General features: G+C 67.5%; 24 protein-coding genes. 18 read left to right on the forward strand and 6 right to left on the reverse strand.

Annotation, left to right across the window (positions count from 1 at the left end; all coding sequences use genetic code 11):
• The first annotated feature begins 11 nt into the window (after positions 1 to 11).
• From A5760_RS07875 to A5760_RS07905, 7 genes are read left to right on the forward strand one after another with little or no spacing between them, the layout of a single operon-like run.
• On the forward strand, positions 12 to 815 hold the full coding sequence (locus A5760_RS07875) for a helix-turn-helix transcriptional regulator (protein ID WP_155764249.1): 804 nt from the start codon (positions 12 to 14) through the stop codon (positions 813 to 815).
• Positions 812 to 2260, forward strand: coding sequence for a Fe-S cluster assembly protein SufB (gene sufB, locus A5760_RS07880; RefSeq protein ID WP_064879388.1), 1449 nt, complete (start codon positions 812 to 814; stop codon positions 2258 to 2260). Before A5760_RS07875 ends, sufB begins: the two co-directional genes overlap by 4 nt.
• Positions 2257 to 3456 (forward strand): Fe-S cluster assembly protein SufD, encoded by a 1200-nt coding sequence (sufD, locus tag A5760_RS07885; protein WP_064879390.1) that lies wholly within the window; start codon positions 2257 to 2259, stop codon positions 3454 to 3456. The genes sufB and sufD overlap by 4 nt, the downstream gene beginning before the upstream one ends.
• Complete coding sequence (gene sufC / locus A5760_RS07890; RefSeq protein ID WP_064879392.1) at positions 3453 to 4235, forward strand: Fe-S cluster assembly ATPase SufC; 783 nt, start codon at positions 3453 to 3455, stop codon at positions 4233 to 4235. Before sufD ends, sufC begins: the two co-directional genes overlap by 4 nt.
• A 1-nt stretch (position 4236) precedes the next feature.
• A complete protein-coding gene (locus A5760_RS07895; RefSeq protein ID WP_064879394.1) occupies positions 4237 to 5499 on the forward strand; it encodes a cysteine desulfurase in 1263 nt (420 codons plus the stop codon).
• Complete coding sequence (gene sufU, locus A5760_RS07900) at positions 5496 to 5996, forward strand: Fe-S cluster assembly sulfur transfer protein SufU (protein ID WP_064879396.1); 501 nt, start codon at positions 5496 to 5498, stop codon at positions 5994 to 5996. Before A5760_RS07895 ends, sufU begins: the two co-directional genes overlap by 4 nt.
• Entirely contained in the window at positions 5971 to 6318 is a 348-nt protein-coding gene (locus A5760_RS07905) for a metal-sulfur cluster assembly factor (protein WP_064879398.1), read from the forward strand. Before sufU ends, A5760_RS07905 begins: the two co-directional genes overlap by 26 nt.
• Positions 6319 to 6370: 52 nt before the next feature.
• Here A5760_RS07905 and A5760_RS07910 read toward each other — a convergent pair whose 3' ends face one another.
• From A5760_RS07910 to A5760_RS07925, 3 genes are all read right to left on the reverse strand, one after another.
• Positions 6371 to 7147, reverse strand: a complete 777-nt coding sequence (locus A5760_RS07910) for a DUF5666 domain-containing protein (RefSeq protein ID WP_064879400.1) — start codon at positions 7145 to 7147, stop codon at positions 6371 to 6373.
• Positions 7148 to 7293: 146 nt separating this feature from the next.
• A complete protein-coding gene (locus tag A5760_RS27655) occupies positions 7294 to 8064 on the reverse strand; it encodes a DUF5666 domain-containing protein (RefSeq protein WP_196772024.1) in 771 nt (256 codons plus the stop codon).
• Between the two features lie 81 nt (positions 8065 to 8145).
• A complete protein-coding gene (locus tag A5760_RS07925; protein WP_064879404.1) occupies positions 8146 to 9972 on the reverse strand; it encodes an acyl-CoA dehydrogenase in 1827 nt (608 codons plus the stop codon).
• 186 nt (positions 9973 to 10158) lie between these two features.
• Between A5760_RS07925 and trxA the strand changes: the two genes are divergently transcribed.
• The 4 genes from trxA (at position 10159) to A5760_RS07945 (ending at position 13340) form a co-directional block, all read left to right on the forward strand.
• Positions 10159 to 10512, forward strand: a complete 354-nt coding sequence (trxA, locus tag A5760_RS07930; RefSeq protein WP_064879410.1) for a thioredoxin — start codon at positions 10159 to 10161, stop codon at positions 10510 to 10512.
• A gap of 55 nt (positions 10513 to 10567) precedes the next feature.
• The gene (locus A5760_RS07935) at positions 10568 to 11377 is read left to right on the forward strand and encodes an enoyl-CoA hydratase (protein WP_064879412.1); all 810 of its coding nucleotides are present in this window, start codon (positions 10568 to 10570) and stop codon (positions 11375 to 11377) included.
• A 26-nt stretch (positions 11378 to 11403) separates the two neighbouring features.
• Positions 11404 to 13041, forward strand: a complete 1638-nt coding sequence (locus A5760_RS07940; RefSeq protein ID WP_064879414.1) for an ABC-F family ATP-binding cassette domain-containing protein — start codon at positions 11404 to 11406, stop codon at positions 13039 to 13041.
• Positions 13042 to 13142: 101 nt separating this feature from the next.
• A complete protein-coding gene (locus tag A5760_RS07945) occupies positions 13143 to 13340 on the forward strand; it encodes a helix-turn-helix domain-containing protein (protein ID WP_064879474.1) in 198 nt (65 codons plus the stop codon).
• Positions 13341 to 13378: 38 nt separating this feature from the next.
• Here the strand turns inward: A5760_RS07945 and A5760_RS07950 are convergent, their stop codons facing one another.
• Positions 13379 to 13960, reverse strand: coding sequence for a TetR/AcrR family transcriptional regulator (locus A5760_RS07950; RefSeq protein WP_064879417.1), 582 nt, complete (start codon positions 13958 to 13960; stop codon positions 13379 to 13381).
• 25 nt (positions 13961 to 13985) lie between these two features.
• The gene (locus A5760_RS07955) at positions 13986 to 16844 is read right to left on the reverse strand and encodes an aconitate hydratase (protein ID WP_064879418.1); all 2859 of its coding nucleotides are present in this window, start codon (positions 16842 to 16844) and stop codon (positions 13986 to 13988) included.
• Between the two features lie 203 nt (positions 16845 to 17047).
• Here A5760_RS07955 and A5760_RS07960 point away from each other — a divergent pair, with 203 nt between their 5' ends.
• The 6 genes from A5760_RS07960 (at position 17048) to A5760_RS07985 (ending at position 23273) form a co-directional block, all read left to right on the forward strand.
• The gene (locus tag A5760_RS07960; RefSeq protein ID WP_064879420.1) at positions 17048 to 17635 is read left to right on the forward strand and encodes a DUF6676 family protein; all 588 of its coding nucleotides are present in this window, start codon (positions 17048 to 17050) and stop codon (positions 17633 to 17635) included.
• 239 nt (positions 17636 to 17874) lie between these two features.
• Positions 17875 to 19320, forward strand: coding sequence for an NlpC/P60 family peptidoglycan endopeptidase RipA (ripA, locus tag A5760_RS07965; RefSeq protein WP_064879422.1), 1446 nt, complete (start codon positions 17875 to 17877; stop codon positions 19318 to 19320).
• 25 nt (positions 19321 to 19345) lie between these two features.
• On the forward strand, positions 19346 to 20080 hold the full coding sequence (gene ripB / locus A5760_RS07970; protein ID WP_064879424.1) for an NlpC/P60 family peptidoglycan endopeptidase RipB: 735 nt from the start codon (positions 19346 to 19348) through the stop codon (positions 20078 to 20080).
• 111 nt (positions 20081 to 20191) lie between these two features.
• On the forward strand, positions 20192 to 21319 hold the full coding sequence (locus A5760_RS07975; RefSeq protein WP_064879426.1) for an AAA family ATPase: 1128 nt from the start codon (positions 20192 to 20194) through the stop codon (positions 21317 to 21319).
• A gap of 38 nt (positions 21320 to 21357) precedes the next feature.
• A complete protein-coding gene (locus tag A5760_RS07980; RefSeq protein ID WP_082279387.1) occupies positions 21358 to 22269 on the forward strand; it encodes a DUF58 domain-containing protein in 912 nt (303 codons plus the stop codon).
• On the forward strand, positions 22266 to 23273 hold the full coding sequence (locus A5760_RS07985) for a VWA domain-containing protein (protein WP_064879430.1): 1008 nt from the start codon (positions 22266 to 22268) through the stop codon (positions 23271 to 23273). The genes A5760_RS07980 and A5760_RS07985 overlap by 4 nt, the downstream gene beginning before the upstream one ends.
• Positions 23274 to 23292: 19 nt before the next feature.
• On the opposite strand, the gene A5760_RS07990 is transcribed toward A5760_RS07985, so the two are convergent.
• Entirely contained in the window at positions 23293 to 24837 is a 1545-nt protein-coding gene (locus A5760_RS07990; protein WP_155764250.1) for a hypothetical protein, read from the reverse strand.
• Between the two features lie 96 nt (positions 24838 to 24933).
• Here A5760_RS07990 and fabG1 point away from each other — a divergent pair, with 96 nt between their 5' ends.
• On the forward strand, positions 24934 to 25689 hold the full coding sequence (gene fabG1 / locus A5760_RS07995; RefSeq protein WP_064879434.1) for a 3-oxoacyl-ACP reductase FabG1: 756 nt from the start codon (positions 24934 to 24936) through the stop codon (positions 25687 to 25689).
• The last annotated feature ends 14 nt before the right edge of the window (positions 25690 to 25703 follow it).

The raw sequence follows: 25703 nt of genomic DNA on the forward strand, positions 1-25703 counted from the left end.
ACAGGGGACCCTTGCTAGACCGATCCCCAGAATTGCGTCACACTGGTGTTGTGAAAATCCGAACCAGCCCCGATGGGGCCGCTGACGTCGTTACCGGCGCGGCGGACGTCGGCGCCTCGGTGCCGGATGGTCACACCCGCCGCGCGATCGTGCGCCTGCTGCTGGAATCCGGATCGATCACCGCAGGCGAGATCGGTGACCGGCTGGGCCTGGCGGCTGCCGGCGTGCGACGCCACCTCGACGCCCTGATCGAGGCCGGTGACGCCGAGTCCACCGCGGCCGCGGCGTGGCAGCAGGTGGGACGGGGGCGTCCCGCGAAGCGCTATCGGCTGACCGCGGCCGGGCGGGCCAAGCTCGACCACGCCTACGACGACCTGGCGGCGGCGGCCATGCGGCAACTCCGCGAGATCGGTGGTGAAGAGGCGGTGCAGGCATTCGCCCGGCAGCGCATCGACGGCATCCTGGCCGACGTCCCCGCGGCCGACAGCGCGGCGGACACCGACGTCGAGGCGACGGCCGACCGGATCGCCACCGCACTGACCAAGGCCGGCTACGTCACCACCACCACGCAAGTCGGCGGGCCGATCCACGGCGTGCAGATCTGCCAGCACCACTGCCCGGTGTCGCACGTCGCCGAGGAATTCCCCGAGCTGTGCGACGCCGAACAGCAGGCCATGGCCGAGGTGCTGGGCACCCACGTCCAGCGGTTGGCGACCATCGTCAACGGCGACTGCGCCTGCACCACGCACGTACCCCTGACTCAGGCGCCCAGCCCGCGCCACGACACCACGAGCACCAAAGGAGCGTCTCGATGACACTCACACCCGAGGCAAGCAAGACGGCTACCGCGCCGCTGACCCAGGAAGAGGCGATCGCCTCCCTGGGGAGGTACGGCTACGGCTGGTCGGACTCCGACGTCGCCGGTGCCAGCGCCCAGCGCGGCCTGTCCGAGGCCGTCGTCCGCGACATCTCGGCGAAGAAGAACGAGCCCGAGTGGATGCTGCAGACCCGGCTGAAGGCGCTGCGCATCTTCGATCGCAAGCCGATGCCGAACTGGGGCTCGAACCTCGGCGGCATCGACTTCGACAACATCAAGTACTTCGTGCGCTCCACCGAAAAGCAGGCCGCCACTTGGGATGATCTGCCCGAGGACATCCGTAATACCTACGACCGGCTGGGCATTCCGGAGGCCGAGAAGCAGCGCCTGGTCTCCGGCGTCGCGGCCCAGTACGAATCCGAGGTGGTCTACCACCAGATCCGCGAGGACCTGGAGGCCCAGGGCGTCATCTTCCTCGACACCGACACCGGACTGCGCGAACACCCCGAGATCTTCCAGGAGTACTTCGGCACCGTGATCCCGGCCGGGGACAACAAGTTCTCCGCGCTGAACACCGCGGTGTGGAGCGGTGGCTCGTTCATCTACGTCCCGAAGGGCGTGCACGTCGACATCCCGCTGCAGGCCTACTTCCGGATCAACACCGAGAACATGGGCCAGTTCGAGCGGACGCTGATCATCGCCGACGAGGGCTCCTACGTGCACTACGTCGAGGGCTGCACCGCTCCGATCTACAAGTCGGATTCGCTGCACTCGGCGGTGGTCGAGATCATCGTGAAACCCAATGCGCGCGTTCGCTACACGACGATCCAGAACTGGTCGGGCAACGTCTACAACCTGGTCACCAAGCGGGCCCGCGCCGAGGCCGGCGCCACCATGGAGTGGATTGACGGCAACATCGGGTCGAAGGTCACCATGAAGTACCCGGCAGTCTGGATGACCGGCGAGCACGCCAAGGGCGAGGTGCTCTCGGTCGCCTTCGCCGGCGAGGACCAGCACCAGGACACCGGCGCGAAGATGCTGCACCTGGCGCCGAACACGTCGAGCAACATCGTGTCCAAGTCCGTGGCGCGCGGCGGCGGCCGCACCTCCTACCGAGGCCTGGTGCAGGTGAACAAGGGCGCGCACGGATCGCGTTCCAGCGTGAAATGTGATGCGCTGCTGGTGGATACGATCAGCCGCAGCGACACCTACCCTTACGTCGACATCCGCGAGGACGACGTCACCATGGGCCACGAGGCCACCGTGTCGAAGGTCAGCGAGAACCAGCTGTTCTACCTGATGAGCCGCGGCCTGACCGAGGACGAGGCGATGGCCATGGTGGTGCGCGGCTTCGTCGAGCCGATCGCCAAAGAGCTGCCGATGGAGTACGCGCTGGAGCTCAACCGGCTGATCGAGTTGCAGATGGAGGGCGCTGTCGGATGACCGCCGACAATCTGACTTCGGCCGTCGAGGGGAGTTCGCTTACCGCATTGAATAAGGGGGAGTTGTTCTCCTCGTTCGATGTGGACGCGTTCGAGGTCCCGCACGGCCGCGACGAAATCTGGCGGTTCACCCCGCTGCGCCGGCTGCGTGGCCTGCACGACGGCTCGGCGCGCGCCACCGGCAAGGCCGGGATCAGCGTCAGCGAGCAGCCCGGCCTGCGGGTCGAGACCGTCTCCCGCGGCGACGAGCGGCTCGGCCAGGGCGGCGTGCCGACCGACCGCGTTGCCGCGCAAGCGTTTTCGTCGTTCAACTCCGCGACCCTGGTCACCGTCGAGCGCGACACCCGCATCGCCGAGCCGATCGGAGTCACCGTCACCGGCCCCGGCGAGGGCGCGGTCGCCTACGGGCACCTGCAGATCCGGGTCTCCGAGCTCGCCGAGGCGGTCGTCGTCATCGACCACCGGGGCAGCGGAACGCTGGCCGACAACGTCGAATTCGTCGTCGACGACGCCGCCCGACTCACCGTGGTGTGGCTGGCCGACTGGGCCGACGACGCCGTGCACGTCAGCATGCAGCACGCCAGGCTGGGCAGGGACGCGGTGCTGCGCCACGTCGCCGTCACGCTCGGTGGCGAGGTGGTCCGGATGACGGCCAACGTGCGGTACCTGGGCCCCGGCGGCGACGCCGAGCTGCTCGGCCTGTACTTCGCCGACGACGGCCAGCACCTGGAGTCGCGCCTGCTGGTGGATCACGCCCAGCCCCACTGCAAGTCGAACGTGCTGTACAAGGGTGCGCTGCAAGGCGATCCGGACTCGTCGCTGCCCGACGCGCACACGGTCTGGATCGGCGACGTGCTGATCCGCGCCGACGCAACCGGCACCGACACCTTCGAGGTGAACCGCAACCTGGTGCTCACCGACGGGGCACGCGCCGACTCGGTGCCCAACCTGGAGATTGAGACGGGCGAGATCATCGGTGCCGGGCACGCCAGTGCCACCGGGCGTTTCGACGACGAGCAACTGTTCTACCTACGCTCCCGCGGCATCCCCGAGGAGCAGGCGCGCCGCCTGGTCATCCGCGGCTTCTTCGCCGAAATCATCTCCAAGATCGCGGTGCCCGAGATACGGGAACGCCTGACCGCAGCCATCGAACACGAACTGGCCTTAACGGAAAAGACGGAAACAACAGCCTCATGACCACTCTGGAAATCAAAGATCTGCACGTCAGCGTCGTCAACCCGAACGCCGCCGAGTCCGAGCGGGAGATCCCCATCCTCAACGGCGTCGACCTGACGGTGAAATCCGGTGAGACACATGCCTTGATGGGTCCCAACGGGTCGGGCAAGTCGACGCTGTCCTACGCCATCGCCGGTCACCCCAAGTACACCGTGACCTCGGGCTCCATCACGCTGGACGGCCAGGACGTGCTCGCGATGAGCATCGACGAGCGCGCGCGGGCCGGAATCTTCTTGGCCATGCAGTATCCCGTCGAGGTGCCCGGCGTCTCGGTGTCGAACTTCCTGCGCTCGGCGGCGACCTCCGTCCGCGGCGAGGCCCCGAAGCTGCGGCACTGGGTCAAAGAGGTCAAGGCGGCCATGGGCTCGCTGGAGATCGACCCGGCGTTCGCCGAGCGCAACGTCAACGAGGGTTTCTCCGGCGGCGAGAAGAAACGCCACGAGATCCTGCAGCTGGAATTGCTCAAGCCCAAGATCGCCATCCTCGACGAGACCGACTCCGGCCTCGACGTCGACGCGCTGCGGGTGGTCAGCGAGGGCGTCAACCGTTACGCCGAGACCGAGCACGGTGGCATCCTGCTGATCACGCACTACACCCGCATCCTGCGCTACATCCACCCCGAATACGTGCACGTGTTCGTCGGCGGCCGGATCGCCGAATCCGGCGGTCCTGAGCTAGCCGACGAACTCGAACAGAACGGCTACGTCCGCTTCACCCAAGCGGCGGCAACCGGGGCCTGACATGGCTACACCTTCGGCGGCGGTCTCACCTCTTGACGTCGCGGCCATCCGCGCCGATTTCCCCATCCTCAAGCGCGTCATGCGCAGCGGAAATCCGTTGGCGTACCTGGATTCCGGCGCGACGTCACAGCGGCCGCTGCAGGTGCTCGACGCCGAGCGGGAATTCCTGCTGACGTCCAACGGCGCCGTGCACCGCGGGGCGCACCAGCTGATGGAGGAGGCCACCGACGCCTACGAGCAGGGCCGTGCCGACATCGCGGCATTCGTGGGCGCCGACGCACAAGAGCTGGTGTTCACCAAGAACGCCACGGAGGCGCTCAATCTGGTGTCATATGTGCTGGGGGACCAGCGTTTCGATCGTGCCGTCGGCCCCGGCGACGTCATCGTCACCACCGAGCTCGAGCACCACGCCAACCTGGTTCCCTGGCAGGAACTCGCCCGGCGCACCGGGGCGACCCTGCGCTGGTACGGCGTCACCGACGACGGGCGCATCGACCTCGACTCGCTGCAGCTCGACGAACGCGTCAAAGTCGTCGCCTTCACCCATCATTCGAACGTCACCGGCGCGGTGGCCCCGGTGGCCGAGCTGGTCAGCCGCGCCCGCGCCGTGGGCGCGCTCACCGTGCTCGACGCCTGCCAGTCGGTGCCGCACCAACCCGTCGACTTCCACGCCCTCGACGTGGATTTCGCCGCGTTCTCGGGACATAAGATGCTGGGCCCCAACGGCATCGGTGTCCTCTACGGACGGCGCGAGGTGCTCTCGGCCCTGCCGCCGTTCTTGACCGGCGGCTCAATGATCGAGTCCGTGACCATGGAAGCGTCCACCTATGCGGCGGTGCCGCAGCGGTTCGAGGCCGGCACCCCGATGACGTCCCAGGTGGTCGGATTGGGCGCGGCCACACGCTATCTCGGCGCCCTCGGCATGGAAGCCGTGCAGGCCCACGAGCACCATCTGGTCGCCGCGGCCATCGACGGTCTGTCCGGCATCGACGCCGTGCGCATCGTCGGGCCGGTGTCCATGGACAACCGCGCCTCGCCGGTGTCTTTCGTCGTCGACGGCGTGCACGCCCACGACGTCGGGCAGGTGCTGGACGACGAGGGCGTCGCGGTGCGGGTGGGACACCACTGCGCCATGCCGCTGCATCGTCGGTTCGGTATCGCGGCCACCGCCCGCGCGTCGTTCGGCGTGTACAACACCGCCGAGGAAGTCGAGCGCTTGGTGGCAGGCGTGCGCCGCGCTCTGGATTTCTTTGGGAGAGGCTGACATTGCGTCTCGAGCAGATGTATCAGGACGTGATCCTGGACCACTATAAGCACCCGCAGCACCGCGGGCTGCGGGAGCCGTTCGGCGCCGAGGTGTTTCACGTCAACCCGGTCTGCGGTGACGAGGTCACCCTGAGGGTGGCGCTGTCCGAGGACGGCGAGACCGTCGCCGACGTGTCCTATGACGGGCAGGGCTGCTCCATCAGCCAGGCCGCGACCTCGGTGCTCACCCAACAGGTGATCGGTCAAAGCGTCGGCGAGGCGCTCAAGACCATCACCGCGTTCACCGAGATGGTGTCCTCGCGGGGCACCATCGAGGGCGACGAGGACGTGCTGGGCGACGGGATCGCGTTCGCCGGGGTGGCCAAATACCCGGCGCGGGTGAAATGCGCGCTGTTGGGCTGGATGGCGTTCAAAGATGCTTTGGTCAAAGCTTGTTCGGACCAGGAAGCAGACTTCGAGGAGGTCACAGATGAGCGAAACCACCGCGCAGGGTGAGGAATTCCTTGCCGACCTCGAGGAGGCGATGCGTGACGTCGTCGACCCCGAACTCGGCATCAACGTCGTCGATCTGGGACTCGTCTACGGGCTGAACGTCGAAGACGGCGACGAGGGAACGGTCGCCCTGATCGATATGACACTGACGTCGGCGGCCTGCCCGCTGACCGACGTCATCGAAGACCAGTCCCGCAGCGCGCTGGTGAGTGCCGGGCTGGTCGACGACCTGCGGATCAACTGGGTGTGGAACCCGCCGTGGGGTCCGGACAAGATCACCGAGGAAGGCCGCGAGCAGCTGCGTGCCCTCGGCTTCACCGTCTGAGTCAGGCTTTTCGTACGCCGCGCCCCGGCGCCACTGCGGCGTCCCGCGTCCCCTAGAGGTGGATGTGTGGGAGGTGAGGCAGGTGCAGGTGGGGGTGCGGGTGGCCCATGGGTGGGCACGTCTCCACACTGATCATGGTCGCGTGCAGGGCGCCACCGTCCTGAGTTCCTTGGGCCCCAATGCATTTACCGTTCGTGATCGCCTCGGTGTCCGACGGCGTCTGCCGCTGGTATGAGGTCGAGTCGGCGACGGTCACGTTGGTCGCGGCGCCCGCGCCGCCCGGGCCCAGGCCGTTCACGGCGATCGTGTTGCCCGTCACCGAGGCCACGGTGCCGTAGAAGCCGGCCGGCGGCGGGCACTTGCCGTCCGCGGACTGGGTGACCGTCACGGCTTGCGCGGTGATCGGGCCGGGGGGCGGCCCGCCGGGCGCTGGAGCCCCGGGGGGCGGCGCGCTCTGCGGGGTGGCTTTGACGTTCACGCAACTGCCGGGCGTCACATCGGTCAGCTTCGCCGGCGTGACGTCCATGACCCTGGTCTGCGGTGTGTAGTCCACCGTCGCCGAGCCGGATCGCGTCCGAAGCGCGATCGTGCCGTTCGAATTCGACTGCACCATGCCCTCGACATAGTCCTTGCCGACCGGAGGTGGCGGCGGCCCCGGCGGCGGCCCCGGCGGCGGCGCGGCGCTGGGTGCCGCGCTCGGCGGGACCGCCGTGACGGCCGGTGGGGCGCTGCTGGTCGACGTGTCGTGTGAGGAGCCACACATGACGACGCAGAGCGCGACGAAAGCAACAATGACGCCGAGGGCGATCTGTGTCCGCCGGGTCTTCAACGATAAGGCAGGCACAGAACTCATCTCCGATCAAACGTTTCGGCGCCCTGAGCAATTACCCCCGCCGGACGCGGTTCTCACGCCGCGCCGTCAAGAGTGACGGCAATCTCAGTCAGCCTGAGCCGGGGTCAGCCACCCTGGCCGGGCTACTTGGGCTTGCCGCATTTGCCGTCGACAGCCTGTCGTAGGTTGATGCTCGTCGCTTGCAGCGCGCCGCCGTTGTCCTGAGTTCCACGCGCGGACAGGCATTTACCCGGCGTGATCGCGTCGGTGTTCGTGGACGACCGCTTGCTGTATTTGGTCTTGTCATCGACCGTCACGGTCGTTTGCTTGGTGTTGCCGCTGGGATCCGTGTTGGTCAAGTTGATGGTGTTCCCGGACACCGACGCGACCGAGCCCCGGACCCAGGCCGGCTTCGCGGGCGCCTGCGACGGCGGGAGGGACGGCGGCGTGGTGGTCGAAGCCCCGGGTGCGGACTCCGGGGGCTTCGGGCAGGCGCCGTTCACGGACTCGCTGATCTTCACCGACGCGGCGGTGATCGCCTGGCCGGGCGCCGATCCCTCCGTCGGCTTCACGCTGACGCAGCTGCCCGGGGTGACGTCCGGAAGCCCGGCCGGAACGGCCTCGGTGATCTTGGTGGTCGAGGTGAAGTTGACCGAGGCGGTCGCGTTGTCTTCCTTGGTGACCTGAATGGAGTTGCCGGCCACCGAGGCGATCAGACCGCTGACCCGCGCTTCGGCGTTAGGGGCGGCCGACGTGCTCGTCGACGTGACGGTGGACGTCGAGGTTGAGGTGGACGTTGACGTGGGACTGGAGTTGTTCGAAGAGCCGCAGGCAGACAGGGACAATGCGGTGGCTCCCGCGACGGCGAAGACCGCGAAGCGAGTGAGCCGGGGCACTTGACAGCTGGCAGACATCAACATTTCTCCATTCGTCGGTTAGAGCCAACGTCCTGGTTTACCCGTTTAAACTGTGCTTAACCTGTGTATCTGCCGCGCTCAGAACGCCTCTTCGGCCACCTTCATGATCTCGCCGTCGATGGCCTCGATGACACCGCGCAGCGAGGTGAGCTTCGGCAGCATGTTCTTGGCGAAGAACCCCGCGGTCGCGATCTTGCCCCGGTAGAACGCTTCGTCATGCCCGGCGCCGTCGGCCAGCGCGCGGGTCGCGATGTCGGCCTGCGCCAGCAACCGCCAGCCGATCAGCAGATCGCCGACCGCGAGCAGATAGCGCACCGATCCCAGCCCCACCTTGTAGATCTCGGTGGGGTGTTGTGTCGCCGACATCAGGTAGCCGGTCAGCGCACCCGTCATCGCCGTGACGTCGTCGTAGGCCGCCTGCACCAGCTGGGCGATCGGCTTGAGCGCCTCGTCGCAGTCGTCGATGGTCGCGCTGATCTGAGTCGTCAAGAACTGCAGGGCCTGACCCCGGTCGCGCACGATCTTGCGGAAGAACAAGTCCAGCGCCTGGATGGCGGTGGTGCCCTCATAGAGCGAATCGATCTTGGAATCCCGGATGTACTGCTCGAGCGGATAGTCGGTCAAAAAGCCGGAACCGCCCAGCGTCTGCAGCGACTCGGTCAGCACCTCGTAGGCCCGCTCCGAGCTGACCCCCTTGACGATCGGCAGCAGCAGATCGTCGATGCGGTGCGCCATCTCGGGATCGGCACCCGAAACACGTTGGGCCACAGCATCATCCTGATGGGCGGCGGCATACATGTAGAGCGCGCGCAGGCCCTCCGCGTACGCCTTCTGGGTCATCAGGCTGCGGCGCACGTCGGGATGGTGGATGATCGTCACCCGCGGCGCGGTCTTGTCGGACATCTGCGTCAGGTCCGCACCCTGCACCCGCTCCTTGGCGAAGGCCAGCGCGTTCAGGTAACCGGTGGACAGGGTGCCGGCCGCTTTGACGCCAATCGTCATGCGCGCCTGCTCGATCACGGTGAACATCTGCGCGATGCCCCGGTGCACATCGCCGACCAGGTAGCCGACAGCGGGCACATCCGTTGCGCCGAAAGTCAATTCGCACGTCGGGGAGGACTTGATGCCCATCTTGTGTTCCACCCCGGTGACGTAGACCCCGTTGCGGGGGCCGAGTTCGAAGGTGTCGGGGTCGAACAGGAAGTTGGGCACGTAGAACAGGCTCAGCCCCTTGGTGCCCGGTCCGGCGCCCTCCGGGCGGGCCAGCACCAGATGAAAGATGTTCTCGGCGGTATCGCCCACGTCGCCGCCGGAGATGAAGCGCTTCACGCCCTCGATGTGCCAGGTGCCGTCGGGTTGTTCGATGGCTTTGGCGCGGCCGGCGCCGACGTCGGAGCCCGCGTCGGGCTCGGTGAGCACCATGGTGGCCGCCCAGCCCCGCTCCACGCCCTGCGCGGCCCATTGCCGCTGCTGCTCGTTGCCCTCGACATACAACGCCTGAGACATGAACGGGCCCAGGCAAAAGAAATTCGCCGACGGGTTGGCGCAGATGAGCATCTCGTTGACCGCCCACGCCAGCGGCGGCGGGGCGGGCATGCCGCCGATCTCCTCGGCCATGCCCAGCCGCCACCAGCCGGCCTCCTTGAGCGCCGCCACCGTCTTGGCCAACTCGTCGGGCACCGTGATCTTGTGCTCGGCCGGGTCGAATACCGGCGGATTGCGGTCGGCGAAGGCGAAGGATTCGGCCACCGGACCTTCCGCGAGGCGAGCGGCTTCGGCCAATATCGTTTTGACCGTGTCCTCGTCGAGGTCGCTGTAGCCGCCGGTGCCCAAAACGGCGCCGACATCGAGCACTTCGAAAAGGTTGAACTCGATATCACGAACGTTTGCGATGTAGTGGCCCAACGCGATTCCCTCACTGGTCCTCGAGGCGGCGGATCGTCAGGCACAGTCTGTCGGACGCGGGAAAACGTACGCAACCGTAACCAGCGGCGCTCCGGCAGGCGGTAGTGGCCCCGCGCGCCGATAGCCGTATTCCGAACCCCTGGCGCATCGGGGAACATCGGGTCGGTGCCGGGCGTTACCGCAAACGTGACAACACTTGATCTCACCGCTGAGAAGTTCAACGAAACCATCGAGGGCAACGACATCGTGCTCGTCGACTTCTGGGCGTCCTGGTGCGGCCCATGCCGCCAGTTCGGTCCCACTTTCAAGGCGTCGGCGGAGAAACACCCGGACATCGTGCACGCCAAAGTCGACACCGAGGCCGAACAACAGCTGGCCGCGGCCGCCCAGATCCGGTCCATCCCCACGCTGATGGCCTTCAAGAAGGGCAAACTGCTGTTCAATCAGCCCGGTGCCCTGCCGCCGGCCGCCCTGGAGGATCTGGTCCAGCAAGTCCGCGCCTTCGACGTCGACGCCGCCGAGGCCGGACAGGCCGAATAAGCTCCACGCCGCGCTACGCGCAGAACCACGGTTAGCTACGCGCTAGGTTGCATGGGTGAGTTTGGTACTGGTAGATCACCCGCGGCCCGGCGTCGCGCTGATAACCCTGAATCGGCCCGAGCGGATGAACTCCATGGCGTTCGACGTCATGCTCCCGCTCAAGGAGGCCCTGGAACAGGTCACCTACGACAATTCGGTGCGCGTGGTCGTGCTGACCGGGGCCGGTCGCGGCTTTTCCTCCGGTGCCGATCACAAGTCCGCGGGCTCGGTGCCCCACGTCGAGGGGCTGACCCGCCCGACCTACGCGCTGCGCTCCATGGAGATCCTCGACGAGGTCATCCTGGCGCTGCGCCGGCTGCACCAACCGGTGATCGCCGCGGTCAACGGCCCCGCCATCGGCGGCGGCCTGTGCCTGGCCCTGGCCGCCGACATCCGGGTGGCCTCGACCAGCGCGTACTTCCGTGCGGCCGGCATCAACAACGGGCTGACGGCCAGCGAACTGGGCCTGTCCTACCTGCTGCCGCGGGCCATCGGCTCGTCGCGCGCCTTCGAGATCATGCTGACCGGTCGCGACGTCACCGCCGAGGAGGCCGAACGCATCGGGCTGGTGTCCTGTCAGGTGCCCGAGGAGCAACTGCTGGACACCTGCTACGCCATCGCCGCGCGGATGGCGGCCTTCTCGCGGCCGGGTATCGAGTTGACCAAGCGCACGCTGTGGAGTGGACTGGACGCCGGTAGCCTGGAAGGGCACATGCAAGCCGAAGGCTTGGGACAGCTTTTCGTCCGCCTGCTCACCGCCAACTTCGAAGAAGCGGTTACCGCGCGCGCAGAACGACGACCACCGGTGTTCACCGACGACAAATAGGCGTCTTTTCAACAAGGAGAGCGATCGTGATCACGGCCACGGACCTCGAGGTCCGCGCTGGTGCGCGCATCCTGCTCTCCCCGGACGGTCCCGACCTGCGCGTGCAGCCCGGCGACCGCATCGGGCTGGTGGGCCGCAACGGCGCCGGTAAGACCACCACGCTGCGCATCCTGGCGGGGGAGACCGAGCCTTATGCGGGCGCGATCCACCGCACCGGCGAAATCGGTTATCTGCCACAGGATCCCAAAGAGGGCGACCTCGACGTGCTGGCCCGCGACCGGGTGCTGTCGGCCCGCGGGCTCGACGTGTTGCTGACCGACCTGGAAAAGCAGCAGGCGTTGATGGCCGAGGTGGCCGACGACGACGCCCGCGACCGCGCGATCCGCCGGTACGGGCAGCTGGAGGAGCGTTTCGTCGCCCTCGGCGGCTATGGCGCGGAAAGCGAAGCGAGCCGCATCTGCGCGAGTCTCGGTCTGCCGGAACGGGTGCTGACGCAGCAGCTGCGCACGCTGTCCGGCGGGCAGCGCCGCCGGGTGGAGCTGGCCCGCATCCTGTTCGCCGCTTCCGAGGGCGGCGCCGGGATGTCGGGTTCGTCGACCACGCTGCTGCTCGACGAGCCGACCAACCACCTGGACGCGGATTCCATCGGCTGGCTGCGCGATTTCCTGCGCGCGCACACCGGCGGGCTGGTGATCATCAGCCACAACGTCGAACTGCTCGCCGACGTCGTCAACCGGGTGTGGTTCCTGGACGCGGTGCGCGGCGAGGTCGACGTCTACAACATGACGTGGCAGAAATACCTCGACGCGCGGGCGACCGACGAGCAGCGCAGGCGCCGGGAACGCGCCAACGCCGAACGCAAGGCCACAGCGCTGCGCTCACAGGCTGCCAAGCTCGGTGCGAAGGCCACCAAAGCCGTTGCCGCGCAAAACATGTTGCGCCGTGCCGACCGGATGATGGCCGCGCTCGACGACGAGCGGGTGGCCGACAAGGTGGCCCGCATCAAGTTCCCCAACCCCGCCGCGTGCGGGCGCACGCCGCTGGTGGCCACCGGGCTGAGCAAGTCCTACGGGTCGCTGGAGGTGTTCACCGGTGTCGACCTGGCGATCGACCGCGGCTCGCGGGTGGTGGTGCTGGGCCTCAACGGCGCCGGAAAGACCACCCTGCTGAGAATCCTGGCCGGCACCGAGGCCCCCGACACCGGGGGGCTGGAGCCCGGGCACGGGCTGCGGATCGGCTACTTCGCCCAGGAGCACGACACGCTCGACAACGATGCGACCGTGTGGGAGAACATCCGTCACGCCGCACCGGATTCGGGCGAGCAGGATCTGCGCGGCCTGTTGGGCGCCTTCATGTTCAGCGGTCCCCAGCTCGACCAGCCGGCGGGCACCCTGTCCGGCGGCGAGAAGACCCGGCTCGCGCTGGCCGGTTTGGTGGCGTCCACCGCCAACGTGCTGCTGCTCGACGAGCCGACGAACAACCTCGACCCGGCCTCGCGCGAGCAGGTGCTCGACGCGCTGCGCAGTTACCAGGGCGCGGTGGTGTTGGTGACGCACGACCCGGGTGCCGCCGAGGCGCTCGACCCGCAGCGCGTTGTGCTGCTGCCCGACGGCACCGAGGACTTCTGGTCCGACGAATACCGGGATCTCATCGAGCTCGCCTGACTTTGCATGCGATTTGGCGAAATCGCCCCGCGGGCGACGGCGGCTTCTTACTCTGAGTGCTTGCGATCGTGTCCCGCGCCGGAGGAGCCATGAAGAGAACACTGCACAGGTCGGCCAAGACGCGCGACCAGTTGTTGCATGAGCTGCGCCACGCCTACGAAGGCGGCGCCAGCATCCGCAGCCTGGTCGCGAAGACCGGCAGGTCGTACGGGTCGGTTCATAGCTTGCTACGGGAGTCGGGCACCACGATGCGCAGCCGCGGCGGCCCGAACCGGACAGCCAAGATCGCGCGGGCGTAGCGTCACTGCGAAATCACGTCCCCTTGTTCGCAGTGACGCTACGATCGCTTCTCAGAGTCGTTGCGGCGCACCGAGTTTTCCACCAGGTCCAGCACCGCGGATAGGCGCTGCGGGTCCTCGCCGGACGCCGACCGGGCCACCAGCCCGTCGAGCACCAACTCCAGGTAGCACTGCAGGACGTCGCCGGGCACGTCGTCGCGCACCCGGTGTGCCTCGGTCTGCCGGCGCAACCGATCGGTGGTCGCCGCCGCCAGCTCGGCTGAACGTTCCGCCCATCCCTGGCTGAACGCGGGATCGTTGCGCAGCTTGCGGGCGATCTCCAATCTGGTGGCCAGCCAGTCGAACTGGTCCGGCGCAGCTAGCATGTCGCGCATCACCTGGATGAGTCCCGCGCGGGAAGCCACGTCGGCCATCCGCTCGGCGTCCTCGTCGGCGAGGGCGAAAAACAGCGCATCCTTGTCCCGGAAGTGGTGGAAGATCGCGCCGCGCGACATCCCGATCGCCTTCTCCAGCCGGCGCACCGTCGCTTTCTCGTAGCCGTATTCGGCAAAACAACGGCGGGCGCCGTCGAGGATCTGGCGGCGTCGAGCCGCCAGATGGTCCTCGCTGACCTTAGGCACGGGGGTGACTGGATTCGGGCCGGGACTAGTCGGACTTGAGCATGTTGCGCAGCACGTACTGCAGGATGCCGCCGTTGCGGTAGTAGTCGGCCTCGCCCGGGGTGTCGATGCGCACCACCGCGTCGAACTCGATTGCGTTTTTGTCGGCGTCCTTCCCGGCGGACTTGCTGGCCTTGACGTGCACCGTCTTCGGCGTCTTGCCGTTGTTGAGCTCTTCGATCCCGGTGATGTCGAACACCTCGGTGCCGTCCAGGCCCAGGTCGGTGGCCGACTTGCCATCGGGGAACTGCAACGGGATCACGCCCATGCCGATCAGGTTGGAGCGGTGGATCCGCTCGAACGACTCGGCGATCACCGCGCGGACGCCCAGCAGCCGCGTCCCCTTGGCGGCCCAGTCTCGTGACGAACCCGATCCGTATTCCTTACCGCCCAGCACCACCAGCGGAATGTCTTGTGCCGCATAGTTTTGCGCCGCGTCGTAGATGAACGCCTGCGGTGCTTGCCCATCTTCGGCGGACTGGGTGAAGTCGCGGGTGTAGCCGCCGGACACGTCGTCGAGCAGCATGTTGCGCAGCCGGATGTTGGCGAACGTGCCGCGGATCATCACCTCGTGGTTGCCGCGCCGCGAGCCGAAGGAGTTGTAGTCCTTGCGCTGCACGCCGTGCTCGTCGAGGTACTGCGCCGCCGGGGTTCCCGGCTTGATGCTGCTGGCGGGGGAGATGTGGTCGGTGGTTACCGAATCGCCCAGCAGCGCCAGCACCCTGGCGCCGGTGATGTCGGCGACCGGCTCGGGCTCGGCCGGCATGCCGTCGAAGTACGGGGGCTTGCGGACGTAGGTCGAATCCGCGTTCCACTCAAAGGTATTGCCGCTCGGGGTGGGCAGGTTGCGCCACCGCTCGTCGCCCTTGAACACGTCGCCGTAGTTCTTGGTGAACATCTCGGAGTTGATCGCCGACGCGATGGTGTCGGAGACGTCCTGCTGTGAGGGCCAGATGTCTTTCAAGTAGACCTCGTTGCCTTCTTTATCCGTGCCCAGCGGCTGCTCATCGAAGTCGAAGTCCATCGTGCCGGCCAGCGCGTAGGCGACCACCAGCGGCGGCGACGCCAGGTAGTTCATCTTGACGTCCGGGTTGATGCGGCCCTCGAAGTTCCGGTTACCCGAGAGCACGGCGGACACCGACAAGTCGTTGTCGTTGATGGCCTTCGAGATTTCGTCGGGCAGCGGACCGGAGTTGCCGATGCACGTGGTGCAGCCGTAGCCGACCAGGTAGAAGCCGAGCTTCTCCAGATACGGCCACAGGCCGGCCTTGTCGTAGTAGTCGTTGACCACCTGCGAGCCGGGCGCCATGGTGGTCTTCACCCACGGCTTGGAGGTCAGTCCCTTCTCGACGGCGTTGCGGGCCAGCAGCGCGGCGCCCAGCATCACCTCGGGGTTGGAGGTGTTGGTGCACGACGTTACCGCGGCGATCACCACCGCGCCGTGATCGAGCACGAATTCGCCTCGCTCGTCGGACTTTACGGTCACCGGATTGCTCGGGCGGCCCTTGGCATGTGCGGCCGCCGAGTGCACCTCGGGGACGTCGTCGGCATGTCCGTTCGACACCGCGCCGGGATCGCTGGCCGGGAAGGTCTCCTCGACCGACTCGTCCAGCTTCGAGTAGCCCTGCTGGCCGTCCGTGTCACCATCGACGTAGCTGAGGATCTGTTCGCGGAAGGTGGACTTGGCGGCCGACAACGCGATTCGGTCCTGCGGGCGCTTGGGTCCGGCGATCGACGGCACCACCGTGGAGAGGTCGAGCTCGAGGTATTCCGAGAACGCGGGCTCGTGGTCGGGGTCGTGCCACAGCCCCTGCTCTTTGGCGTAGGTCTCCACGAGTGCCAGTTGCTGGTCGGTGCGGCCGGTGAACTTCAGGTAGGAGATGGTCTCCTCGTCGATGGGGAAAATGGCTGCGGTGGAACCGAATTCGGGGCTCATGTTGCCCAGCGTGGCGCGGTTGGCCAGCGGCACCTCGGAAACACCCTTGCCGTAGAACTCGACGAACTTGCCGACGACACCGTGCTTGCGCAGCATCTCGGTGACGGTCAGCACGACGTCGGTGGCGGTGACGCCGGCCTGGATCTCACCGGTCAGTTTGAAGCCGACGACGCGCGGGATCAGCATCGACACCGGCTGGCCCAGCATCGCGGCCTCGGCCTCGATGCCGCCGACGCCCCAGCCCAGGACGCCCAGGCCGTTGACCATCGTGGTGTGCGAGTCGGTTCCCACACAGGTGTCGGGGTAGGCGGTCATATTTCCCGCGTCATCCGCTCGGGACATCACGACACTGGCCAGGTACTCGATGTTGACCTGGTGCACGATGCCGGTGCCCGGGGGCACCACCTTGAAGTCCTGGAAAGCCCCCTGGCCCCAGCGCAGGAACTGGTAGCGCTCGCCGTTGCGCTGGTACTCGATCTCGACGTTGCGCTCGAACGCGTCGGCGGTGCCGAACAGGTCGGCGATCACCGAGTGGTCGATCACCAGGTCGGCGGGGGCGAGCGGGTTGACCTTGTCCGCCTTGCCGCCGAGGTCGCCGATGGCCTCGCGCATGGTGGCCAGGTCGACGATGCAGGGCACCCCGGTGAAGTCCTGCATCACCACGCGGGCGGGCGTGTACTGAATCTCAATGCTGGGTTCCGCCTTGGGATCCCAGTTCGCGATGGCCTCGATGTGGTCTTTGGTGATGTTGGCGCCGTCCTCATTGCGCAACAGGTTCTCGGCCAGCACCTTGAGGCTGTAGGGGAGCTTCTCGGTGTTGGGGACGGCGTCGAGACGATAGATCTGGTAACTCTGGTCGCCGACCTTGAGCGTGTCGCGGGCTTCGAACGAATTCACAGAATCACTCACTTCAACTCCCAGAGTCTTTAGTTCTCCCACCGCGACGGGCTGGCGTCGGTGGGTCGTCCAAACTATCGAGCCAACTTTAACAGTACGCTTGTCCTGCATTACGACGGCACTCGTGATTCCAGTCTTGTCGCCGCGGCCGCCGGTTTAAACCCGTGACGGTGAAGTCGCGTACGGTGCCTCTAGCACTACCCCAGGAGGCGCAGATGACCGGGCACGATTCGTTCGTTGCACCGCTACCGCAGGACACCGTGTTCTCGCACTCGACGCTGCCGCTCTACATTCCGGTGGACGTCGACATGACCATGGTGAAGGCTCAGGTCGCCGCCACCGGAGTCAGTGCCGCGCCGTCGGCGATGCCGGGACTGCTCGACGTGGTCAACCAGGCGCACGCCGACGGCATCAACCTGAAGATCGTGCTGCTCGATCACAACCCCCCGAACGACACCCCGCTGCGCGACATCTCGACGGTGGTCGGCGCGGACTATCACGACGCGACGGTGCTGACGCTCAGCCCGAGCTACGTCGGCAGCTACAGCACGCGGTTCCCCCGCGTCACGCTCGAGGCCGGCGAGGACATCGCCAAGACGGGCAACCCGGTGGTCTCCGCGCAGCATTTCTTGCACGAGTTGGACACGCCCGAGTTTCCCTGGACCGGCCTGACGATTTTCCTGTTGGTCGCCGTCTTCGCGGCGGCCGTCGGCACGCGGTTGTTGCAGTTGCGTAGCAAGCGCTCAGCAACGACGGATGACACCGCGGCAACCCCCGCCGCCGACACCAATACCGCCGTGTAGCCACCGGTATTCGCTTCTTCGGGTTCTTTCGACGAACCCGCACGGCCGACTGCGGCAAACCGGGCAGGTCACCGTTCGGTCACATTAAACGCACGTAGAGAGTGCGATTTCGGTGGAGCGTTTGCGCGCCCACCTCTGTGACGTACGGTGCAAATGATGCTGGTGTTGTCTTTGGCGCCTTTCGGGGACTCTGTGGCTGGCGCCACCCGTCGTGTTGAGCCGTAGGAGACCTGAGTCGAATGAGACGGACACGCTGGGGGTCTTCTGCGCGACCGGCCGCAAGGCTGGTGCGGCCCGTCATCCCATCCGTTTTGAGCCTGGCGCTGCTGATCGCGACGCCGGGCCTCGCGGAGGCCGATCCCACCGCCGACAACCTGGCCGCACTGATCGCCGACGTCGCCAAGGCCAACCAGCGGCTGCAGAACCTGAGCGCCGAAATCCAGACCGAGCAGGAAAGCGTCAACAAGGCCCTGGTCGACGTGGAGACGGCGCGGGACAACGCGGCGACCGCCCAGCATGATGTCGAGACCAGCCAGCAGGCGGTCAAAGACGCCAACATCGCCATCGCCGGGGCGCAGCGCCGTTTCGACACGTTCGCCGCGGCGACCTACATGAACGGTCCGTCGAACAGCTACCTGACGGCGAGCAGCCCCGACGACATCATTGCGACCGAAGCCGCCGCCAAGAACCTGACCACGAGCTCGCAGACCGTGGTGGCCAAGCTGCAGCAGGCCCGCACCGAGCAGGTGAACAAGGAGTCGGCGGCGCGGCTGGCCAAGCAGAACGCCGACAAAGCCGCCGCCGACGCCAAGTCCAGCCAGGACGCCGCCGTGGCGGCCCTGACCAACTCCAAGCAGAAGTTCGACCAGCAACGCGAAGACATCATTCGCCTTGCCGCCGAACGGGATCAGGCTCAGGTCAAGCTCGAGGCGGCCAAGCGCGAGGCCGCACGCCTTTGGTCCGCGGGTGCCGGCGGGCCCGGAGCGCCGGCGTCGGGTGACCGGTGGGAGACCGGATCGGGTGGGCCGGCACCGTCGTCCGGCGGCCGTCAGTGGGACGGCGGCTGGGACCCGACGTTGCCGATGATCCCGAGCGCCAACGTCCCGGGCGACCCGATCGCGGTGATCAACCAGGTGCTCGGCATCTCGGCCACCTCGACCCAGGTCACCGCCGGGCTGGGCCGCAACTTCCTGCAGCAGATGGGCATCCTCAAGCCCGACGACACCGGCATCACCAACGCGGCGCCCGGCGGCGTCGGCGGGCGCATTCCCCGGGTGTACGGCCGGCAGGCCACCGAATACGTGATCCGGCGCGGCATGTCGCAGATCGGCGTGCCCTACTCCTGGGGCGGCGGCAACGCGGCCGGCCCGAGCAAGGGCATCGACTCCGGGGCCGGCATCACCGGCTTCGACTGTTCGGGTCTGGTGCTGTACTCGTTCGCCGGGGTGGGCATCAAGCTGCCGCACTACTCGGGCTCGCAGTACAACCTGGGCCGCAAGATCCCGTCCGCACAGATGCGCCGCGGCGACGTCATCTTCTACGGCCCGGGCGGCAGCCAGCACGTCACGATCTACCTCGGTGACGGCCAGATGCTCGAGGCGCCCGACATCGGGTTGAAGGTCCGCGTCGCCCCGGTGCGCACCAGCGGCATGACGCCCTACGTGATCCGGTACATCGAGTGGTGATCGAGTGAGCACTGAACGGATAGCCATGCGCCGCAACCGGTTTCGTCTCATCAACTTCGCCTGGATCACCGCAGTGGTGTCCGGGCTGATGTTTTCTGTGGCCGCTCCGACTCCTCTCGCCGGGGCCGACCCCGGCCAGTGGGACCCCACGCTGCCGGCCCAGATCAGCGCCGGCGCGCCCGGCGACCCGCTCGCCGTCGCCAACGCCTCGCTGCAGGCCACCGCCCAGGCCACCCAGACGACGATGGATCTGGGCAAGCAATTCCTGAGCGGACTCGGGATCAACCTCGGTGGCGATCCTCCCGCCGCGGCGGCCACTCCGAGCAACCCCGGCTCCAAGATTCCGCGGGCAAACGGCCGGCAGGCCATCGAGTACGTGATTCGCCGGATGGGTGCTCAGATGGGTGTGCCGTATTCGTGGGGCGGTGGCTCGCTGGACGGCCCGAGCAAGGGCGTCGGCGATGGCGCCAACATCACCGGCTTCGACTGCTCGGGTCTGATGCGGTACGGATTCGCCGGCGTCGGCGTGCTGATCCCGCGGTTCTCCGGTGATCAGTACAACGCCGGGCGCCACATCCCGCCGGATCAGGCCCGGCGCGGCGACCTGATCTTCTACGGCCCGGGCGGCAGCCAGCACGTCACCATGTACCTGGGCAACGGCCAGATGCTCGAGGCGTCGGGCAGCGCCGCCAAGGTTACGGTCAGCCCGGTTCGTAAGCCCGGCATGACGCCGTTCCTGACTAGGATCATCGAGTACTGATCGCAGGCCAGCGAACCCGCGCCGTCGACGGAATTCGGCGGGCCTGGAATAGTTGGACGCGGGCACGTCGCTGCCCGGCAGTCGTGTCCGAATGAGCGTGGAGGGTTCTTGATGACAGCAGCAGGTGGGCCGCCGCCAGGCGCCAGCGGTTACTCGGGCCCGGGCGGGCAATCCGGCCCGGCTCACGAAGCGCCGACGGGCGGTAACGGACTGGCCGCCGAGGTGCAGACCCTGGAACGCGCCATCTTCGAGGTCAAACGCATCATCGTCGGCCAGGACCAGCTGGTGGAGCGCATGCTGGTCGGCCTGTTGTCCAAGGGACACGTGCTGCTCGAGGGTGTGCCCGGCGTGGCCAAGACGCTGGCCGTCGAGACGTTCGCCAAGGTGGTCGGCGGGACGTTCGCGCGCATCCAGTTCACGCCCGACCTGGTGCCCACCGACATCATCGGTACCCGCATCTACCGTCAGGGCAAGGAGGAGTTCGACACCGAGCTCGGCCCGGTGGTGGTCAACTTCCTGCTCGCCGACGAGATCAACCGCGCGCCCGCCAAGGTGCAGTCGGCGCTGCTGGAGGTCATGCAGGAACGCCACGTGTCGATCGGCGGCAAGACCTTCGCGCTGCCCAACCCGTTCCTGGTGATGGCGACGCAGAACCCGATCGAGCACGAGGGTGTCTACCCGCTGCCCGAAGCGCAGCGCGACCGCTTCCTGTTCAAGATCAACGTCGGCTACCCGTCGCCGGAGGAGGAGCGGGAGATCATCTACCGGATGGGCGTGCGCCCGCCGGAGCCCAAACAGATCCTGAACACCGGCGACCTGCTGCGGCTGCAGGACATCGCGGCCAACGTCTTCGTCCACCACGCGCTGGTCGACTACGTGGTGCGCGTGGTGACCGCCACCCGCCACCCCGAACAGCTCGGCATGAACGACGTCAAGACGTGGATCTCGTTCGGTGCGTCGCCGCGCGCCTCGCTGGGCATCATCGCCGCATCCCGGTCGCTGGCGCTGGTTCGCGGGCGTGACTACGTGATCCCGCAGGACGTCGTTGACGTCATCCCCGACGTGCTGCGTCACCGGCTGGTGCTCACCTACGACGCGCTGGCCGACGAGATCTCACCGGAGATCGTCATCAACCGGGTGCTGCAGACGGTGGCCCTACCTCAGGTGAACGCCGTTCCGCAGCAAGGTCATTCGGTGCCCCCGGTGATGCAACCCGCCGGCGCGGCCAGCGGTCGGTGACCGAACCCACCAGGCCGTCGGCTATCCATCCCCCGTCGATGCAACGGGGGCAGATCGATGACCCGAAGCTGTCGGCGGCGTTGCGCACCCTCGAGCTCACCGTCAAACGCAAGCTCGACGGTGTGCTGCACGGCGATCACCTCGGCCTGATCCCGGGCCCGGGCTCGGAGCCGGGGGAATCGCGCGAATACCAACCCGGCGACGACGTCCGCCGCATGGACTGGGCCGTCACCGCGCGCACCACGCACCCGCACGTGCGGCAGATGATCGCCGACCGCGAGCTGGAAACCTGGCTGGTGGTCGACATGTCGGCCAGCCTGGACTTCGGGACCGTGGGCTGCGAGAAACGGGACCTGGCCGTCGCGGCCGCAGCCGCGATCACCTTCCTCAACAGCGGGGGCGGCAACCGGCTCGGCGCCGTCGTCTCCACCGGCGCCAAGATCACGCGAGTGCCGGCCCGCTCCGGGCGTCAGCACGAGCAGACGTTGTTGCGCACCATCGCCACCACGCCGCGCGCTCCGGTCGGGGTGCGCGGCGATCTGGCGACGGCGATCGACGCGTTGCGCCGTCCGGAACGCCGCCGCGGCATGGCGGTGATCATCAGCGACTTCCTCGGGCCGATCAACTGGATGCGCCCGCTGCGCGCCGTCGCCGCCCGGCACGAGGTGCTGGCCATCGAGGTGCTGGACCCGCGCGACGTCGAGCTGCCCGACATCGGGGACGTGGTGCTGCAGGACGCCGAGTCCGGCGTCACCCGTGAATTCACCATCGACGCTCAGCTGCGCGACGACTTCGCCAAGGCCGCCGCGGCGCACCGTGCCGACGTGGCGCGCACCATCCGCAGCTGCGGGGCTCCGATCCTGACGCTGCGCACCGACCGTGACTGGATCGCCGACATCGTGCGCTTTGTCGAATCCCGCCGGCGCGGTGCATTGGCAGGGCGGCAGTGACATTGCCGCTACTCGGCCCAATGTCGTTGTCGGGCTTTGAACATTCGTGGTTCTTTCTGTTCCTGCTTGTCGTCGTCGGGCTGGCCGCGCTCTACATCCTGATGCAGCTGGCGCGGCAGCGGCGCATGCTGCGGTTCGCCAACATGGAGCTGCTGGAAAGCGTCGCCCCCAAACGGCCACCGAAGTGGCGGCACGTGCCGGCGATCCTGCTCATCGCGTCGCTGGTGGTGTTCACCATCGCGATGGCGGGCCCGACGAACGACGTCCGGATTCCCCGCAACCGCGCGGTGGTGATGCTGGTCATCGACGTCTCGCAATCGATGCGGGCCACCGACGTGCAGCCGACCCGGATGGCGGCCGCGCAGGAAGCCGCCAAGCAGTTCGCAGACGAGCTCACCCCGGGCATCAACCTCGGGCTGATCGCCTATGCGGGGACCGCGACGGTGTTGGTGTCGCCGACGACCAACCGCGAATCGACCAAGACCGCGCTGGACAAGCTGCAGTACGCCGACCGCACCGCCACCGGGGAGGGCATCTTCACCGCCCTGCAGGCCATCGCCACGGTCGGCGCGGTGATCGGCGGTGGCGACAAACCGCCGCCGGCGCGCATCGTGCTGTTCTCCGACGGCAAGGAGACGATGCCGACCAACCCGGACAACCCGAAGGGCGCCTTCACCGCCGCGCGCACCGCCAAGGACCAGGGCGTGCCGATCTCGACGATCTCGTTCGGCACCCCGTACGGCTTCGTCGAGATCAACGACCAGCGCCAGCCGGTGCCCGTCGACGACGAGACGCTGAAGAAGGTCGCCCAGCTCTCGGGTGGGAACGCCTACAGCGCAGCGTCATTGGAAGAACTGAAATCCGTGTACGCGACGCTGCAGCAGCAGATCGGCTACGAGACCATCAAGGGCGATGCCAGCGTGGGCTGGGTGCGCCTTGGTGCGCTGGTGCTGGCCCTGGCGGCGCTGGCGGCGTTGCTGATCAACCGGCGCCTACCGACCTAGCGTTCGTCCGAGGTGACCGTCAGCCGGAGGCAATGACTGCCGAGGGCGGGTAGGACGCGGGGATCGGATTGAGATTCGGCACCACGGGGACGCCCGGCGCCACCGGGTCGACGCGGCTGAGCGTGAAGCGCGCCCCGCCGGCCAGCTCCTGCGGCGTGCACATGAACTCCCGCGTGGCCTGCAGCCGCCAGCGTTCCTGCGCCAGGCAGGCGCGCTGTCCGTCCCGGGTGGCGGCGTCGAGGAGCGCGAGCGCGTCTGCCCAGGATTCGTCGGTGCGTGTCTGCAGCACGATCGGCTTACCGTGCGCATGCGCGACCAGGTAGTCGAGCGCGATGGGCACGCCCGTCAGCTCGTCGCGGTCTCTGCGCAAGGAGTCCGTGGTGAGCGCGAGCACCACCCCGACCGCCAGGCTGACAGCCGCGACGCCGGCCGCGAGGCGGCGGGCTACCGGCTCCTGCCGTGACATCGCCAGCACCACCAGCGCCGACGAGCCCAGGATGAGCAAAGCCAGCGGCAACGCGTAGGAGAAGACGCCGATGTACGACTGCCAGAGATGGTCCACGCCGTACCAGCAGTAGAAGGCGAACAGCGCGGTGGCCAAGGCGGTGACCCGAAGCAGACGGCGGGAGAAGTCATACACCGCCTCGTCGATGCCGGACAGCTTGCGGACCAGCGCCAGATCCGCCGCGAACAACGCCACCAGGAACACCGCGCCGAGTGCGGGTCCGGGGCCCCAGAACTGCGCGAGAAATCGTGCGGCCGCGACCGGTGGGTTCGGGGTGCGGTGACCGTAGGCCAAGTACTGCGGAATCTCGCCCGGCCAGTGCAGGATCACGTTGAGCACCATCGGAAGCAGGAACAACGCCAACACCGCCGAGGCGATCAGCACGTCGCGGCGGTGCGTGAGCAGCTGGCGCCGCTGGGGCACCAGCGCCGCCAGTGCAAGCAGGGGCACCAGGAGCAGGAATTCCGCGTGCCCGTGCACCAGCAGGCCGCCGGCGAGCACCATGATCCACAGGTGGCGCAGCCGCCCGGCCGCCACCGACGCGACCGCGACGAGGTAGAGGAAGAAGGGCGCGAAGCAGGCGTGGGGCATCCAGGTGGAGCACACCAGCTGGGGGTGTTCGGCGAGGAAGATGAGCGTGATGCCGGCCGCCGTGAGCACCGCCGGTGCCGAGCGCACCCACGTGTAAAGGATGGTCAGCGCGACTGCGATCAGCGTCGCGTTGAGGGCCATGATCGCGATCGCCTGCCCGTTGTAGGCCGCCGGAACGACACCGGTCACGTCGTGCAGCAACCATTCGCCGACGGCCTGCACGTAGAAGAAAGCCGGACCGGGATGGTGGAAACCGACCCGGGAGTAGTGCCCGGTCAGCAGGGCGAAGTGCTTGGCCTGCATGGTGAGAATCGAGTTGGCGGCCGGGTCTCCGGCCTCGTAGACCGGATGGCCGAACAGCCCGTGGTTGCGTACCAGCAGCAGGACGAGCAAGGCGCCACAGCAAAGCGCGAAGAGCGCCGCGCCCCGGGCGTCGATCCTGAAGAGACGGGTCGGGACTACGGCCATGAGGCTCAGATATTAGGGGAGCCACCCAGGGTTCGCGCGTTGCGCCCGCGCTGAGCCGATTGCAGCTCTGCCTGGCCGAGGCGATAAGTTGGCCGGGTGACTGAAGCAGCCACCGATCTCGCCGACAACGGCGTCAAACCGGCATTCGTATCCCGTTCAGTCCTGGTCACCGGCGGAAACCGGGGGATCGGGCTGGCGATCGCACAGCGGCTGGCCGCCGACGGCCACAAGGTGGCCATCACGCACCGCGGATCCGGGGCGCCCGAGGGACTGTTCGGTGTCGAGTGCGACGTGACGGACAACGACGCCGTCGACCGCGCCTTCAAAGAGGTCGAGGAGCACCAGGGCCCGGTCGAGGTGCTGGTGTCCAACGCCGGCGTCTCCGCGGACGCGTTCCTCATCCGGATGACCGAGGAGAGGTTCGAGAAGGTCATCAATGCCAACCTCACCGGCGCGTTCCGGGTCGCCCAGCGCGCGTCGCGCAGCATGCAGAAGAAGCGGTTCGGCCGGATGATCTTCGTGGGCTCGGTCTCCGGCAGCTGGGGCATCGGTAACCAGTCCAACTACGCGGCCTCCAAGGCCGGTCTCATCGGCATGGCCCGTTCGATCTCCCGGGAGCTGTCCAAGGCCGGGGTGACCGCGAACGTGGTGGCACCCGGCTACATCGACACCGAGATGACGCGCGCGCTCGACGAGCGGATTCAGGCCGGGGCGCTGGAATTCATCCCCGCGAAGCGGGTCGGCACCGCCGCGGAGGTCGCCGGGGTGGTCAGCTTCCTGGCATCCGAGGACGCCAGTTACATCGCCGGTGCGGTCATTCCGGTCGACGGCGGCATGGGCATGGGCCACTGACTTCAACCACGACA

It is taken from the genome of Mycobacterium colombiense (assembly GCF_001665835.1).
Taxonomy (GTDB): domain Bacteria; phylum Actinomycetota; class Actinomycetes; order Mycobacteriales; family Mycobacteriaceae; genus Mycobacterium; species Mycobacterium colombiense_A.

What these genes read in the sequence shown, in the direction of transcription:
- sufB (WP_064879388.1), top strand. Translation starts at nt 812, where the DNA reads ATGACACTCACACCCGAGGCAAGCAAGACGGCTACCGCGCCGCTGACC.
- sufD (WP_064879390.1), top strand. Translation starts at nt 2,257, where the DNA reads ATGACCGCCGACAATCTGACTTCGGCCGTCGAGGGGAGTTCGCTTACC.
- sufC (WP_064879392.1), top strand. Translation starts at nt 3,453, where the DNA reads ATGACCACTCTGGAAATCAAAGATCTGCACGTCAGCGTCGTCAACCCG.
- A5760_RS07895 (WP_064879394.1), top strand. Translation starts at nt 4,237, where the DNA reads ATGGCTACACCTTCGGCGGCGGTCTCACCTCTTGACGTCGCGGCCATC.
- A5760_RS07905 (WP_064879398.1), top strand. Translation starts at nt 5,971, where the DNA reads ATGAGCGAAACCACCGCGCAGGGTGAGGAATTCCTTGCCGACCTCGAG.
- A5760_RS27655 (WP_196772024.1), bottom strand. Translation starts at nt 8,064, where the DNA reads ATGTCTGCCAGCTGTCAAGTGCCCCGGCTCACTCGCTTCGCGGTCTTC.
- A5760_RS07960 (WP_064879420.1), top strand. Translation starts at nt 17,048, where the DNA reads ATGACCGGGCACGATTCGTTCGTTGCACCGCTACCGCAGGACACCGTG.
- ripA (WP_064879422.1), top strand. Translation starts at nt 17,875, where the DNA reads ATGAGACGGACACGCTGGGGGTCTTCTGCGCGACCGGCCGCAAGGCTG.
- ripB (WP_064879424.1), top strand. Translation starts at nt 19,346, where the DNA reads ATGCGCCGCAACCGGTTTCGTCTCATCAACTTCGCCTGGATCACCGCA.
- A5760_RS07975 (WP_064879426.1), top strand. Translation starts at nt 20,192, where the DNA reads ATGACAGCAGCAGGTGGGCCGCCGCCAGGCGCCAGCGGTTACTCGGGC.
- A5760_RS07980 (WP_082279387.1), top strand. Translation starts at nt 21,358, where the DNA reads ATGCAACGGGGGCAGATCGATGACCCGAAGCTGTCGGCGGCGTTGCGC.
- A5760_RS07990 (WP_155764250.1), bottom strand. Translation starts at nt 24,837, where the DNA reads ATGGCCGTAGTCCCGACCCGTCTCTTCAGGATCGACGCCCGGGGCGCG.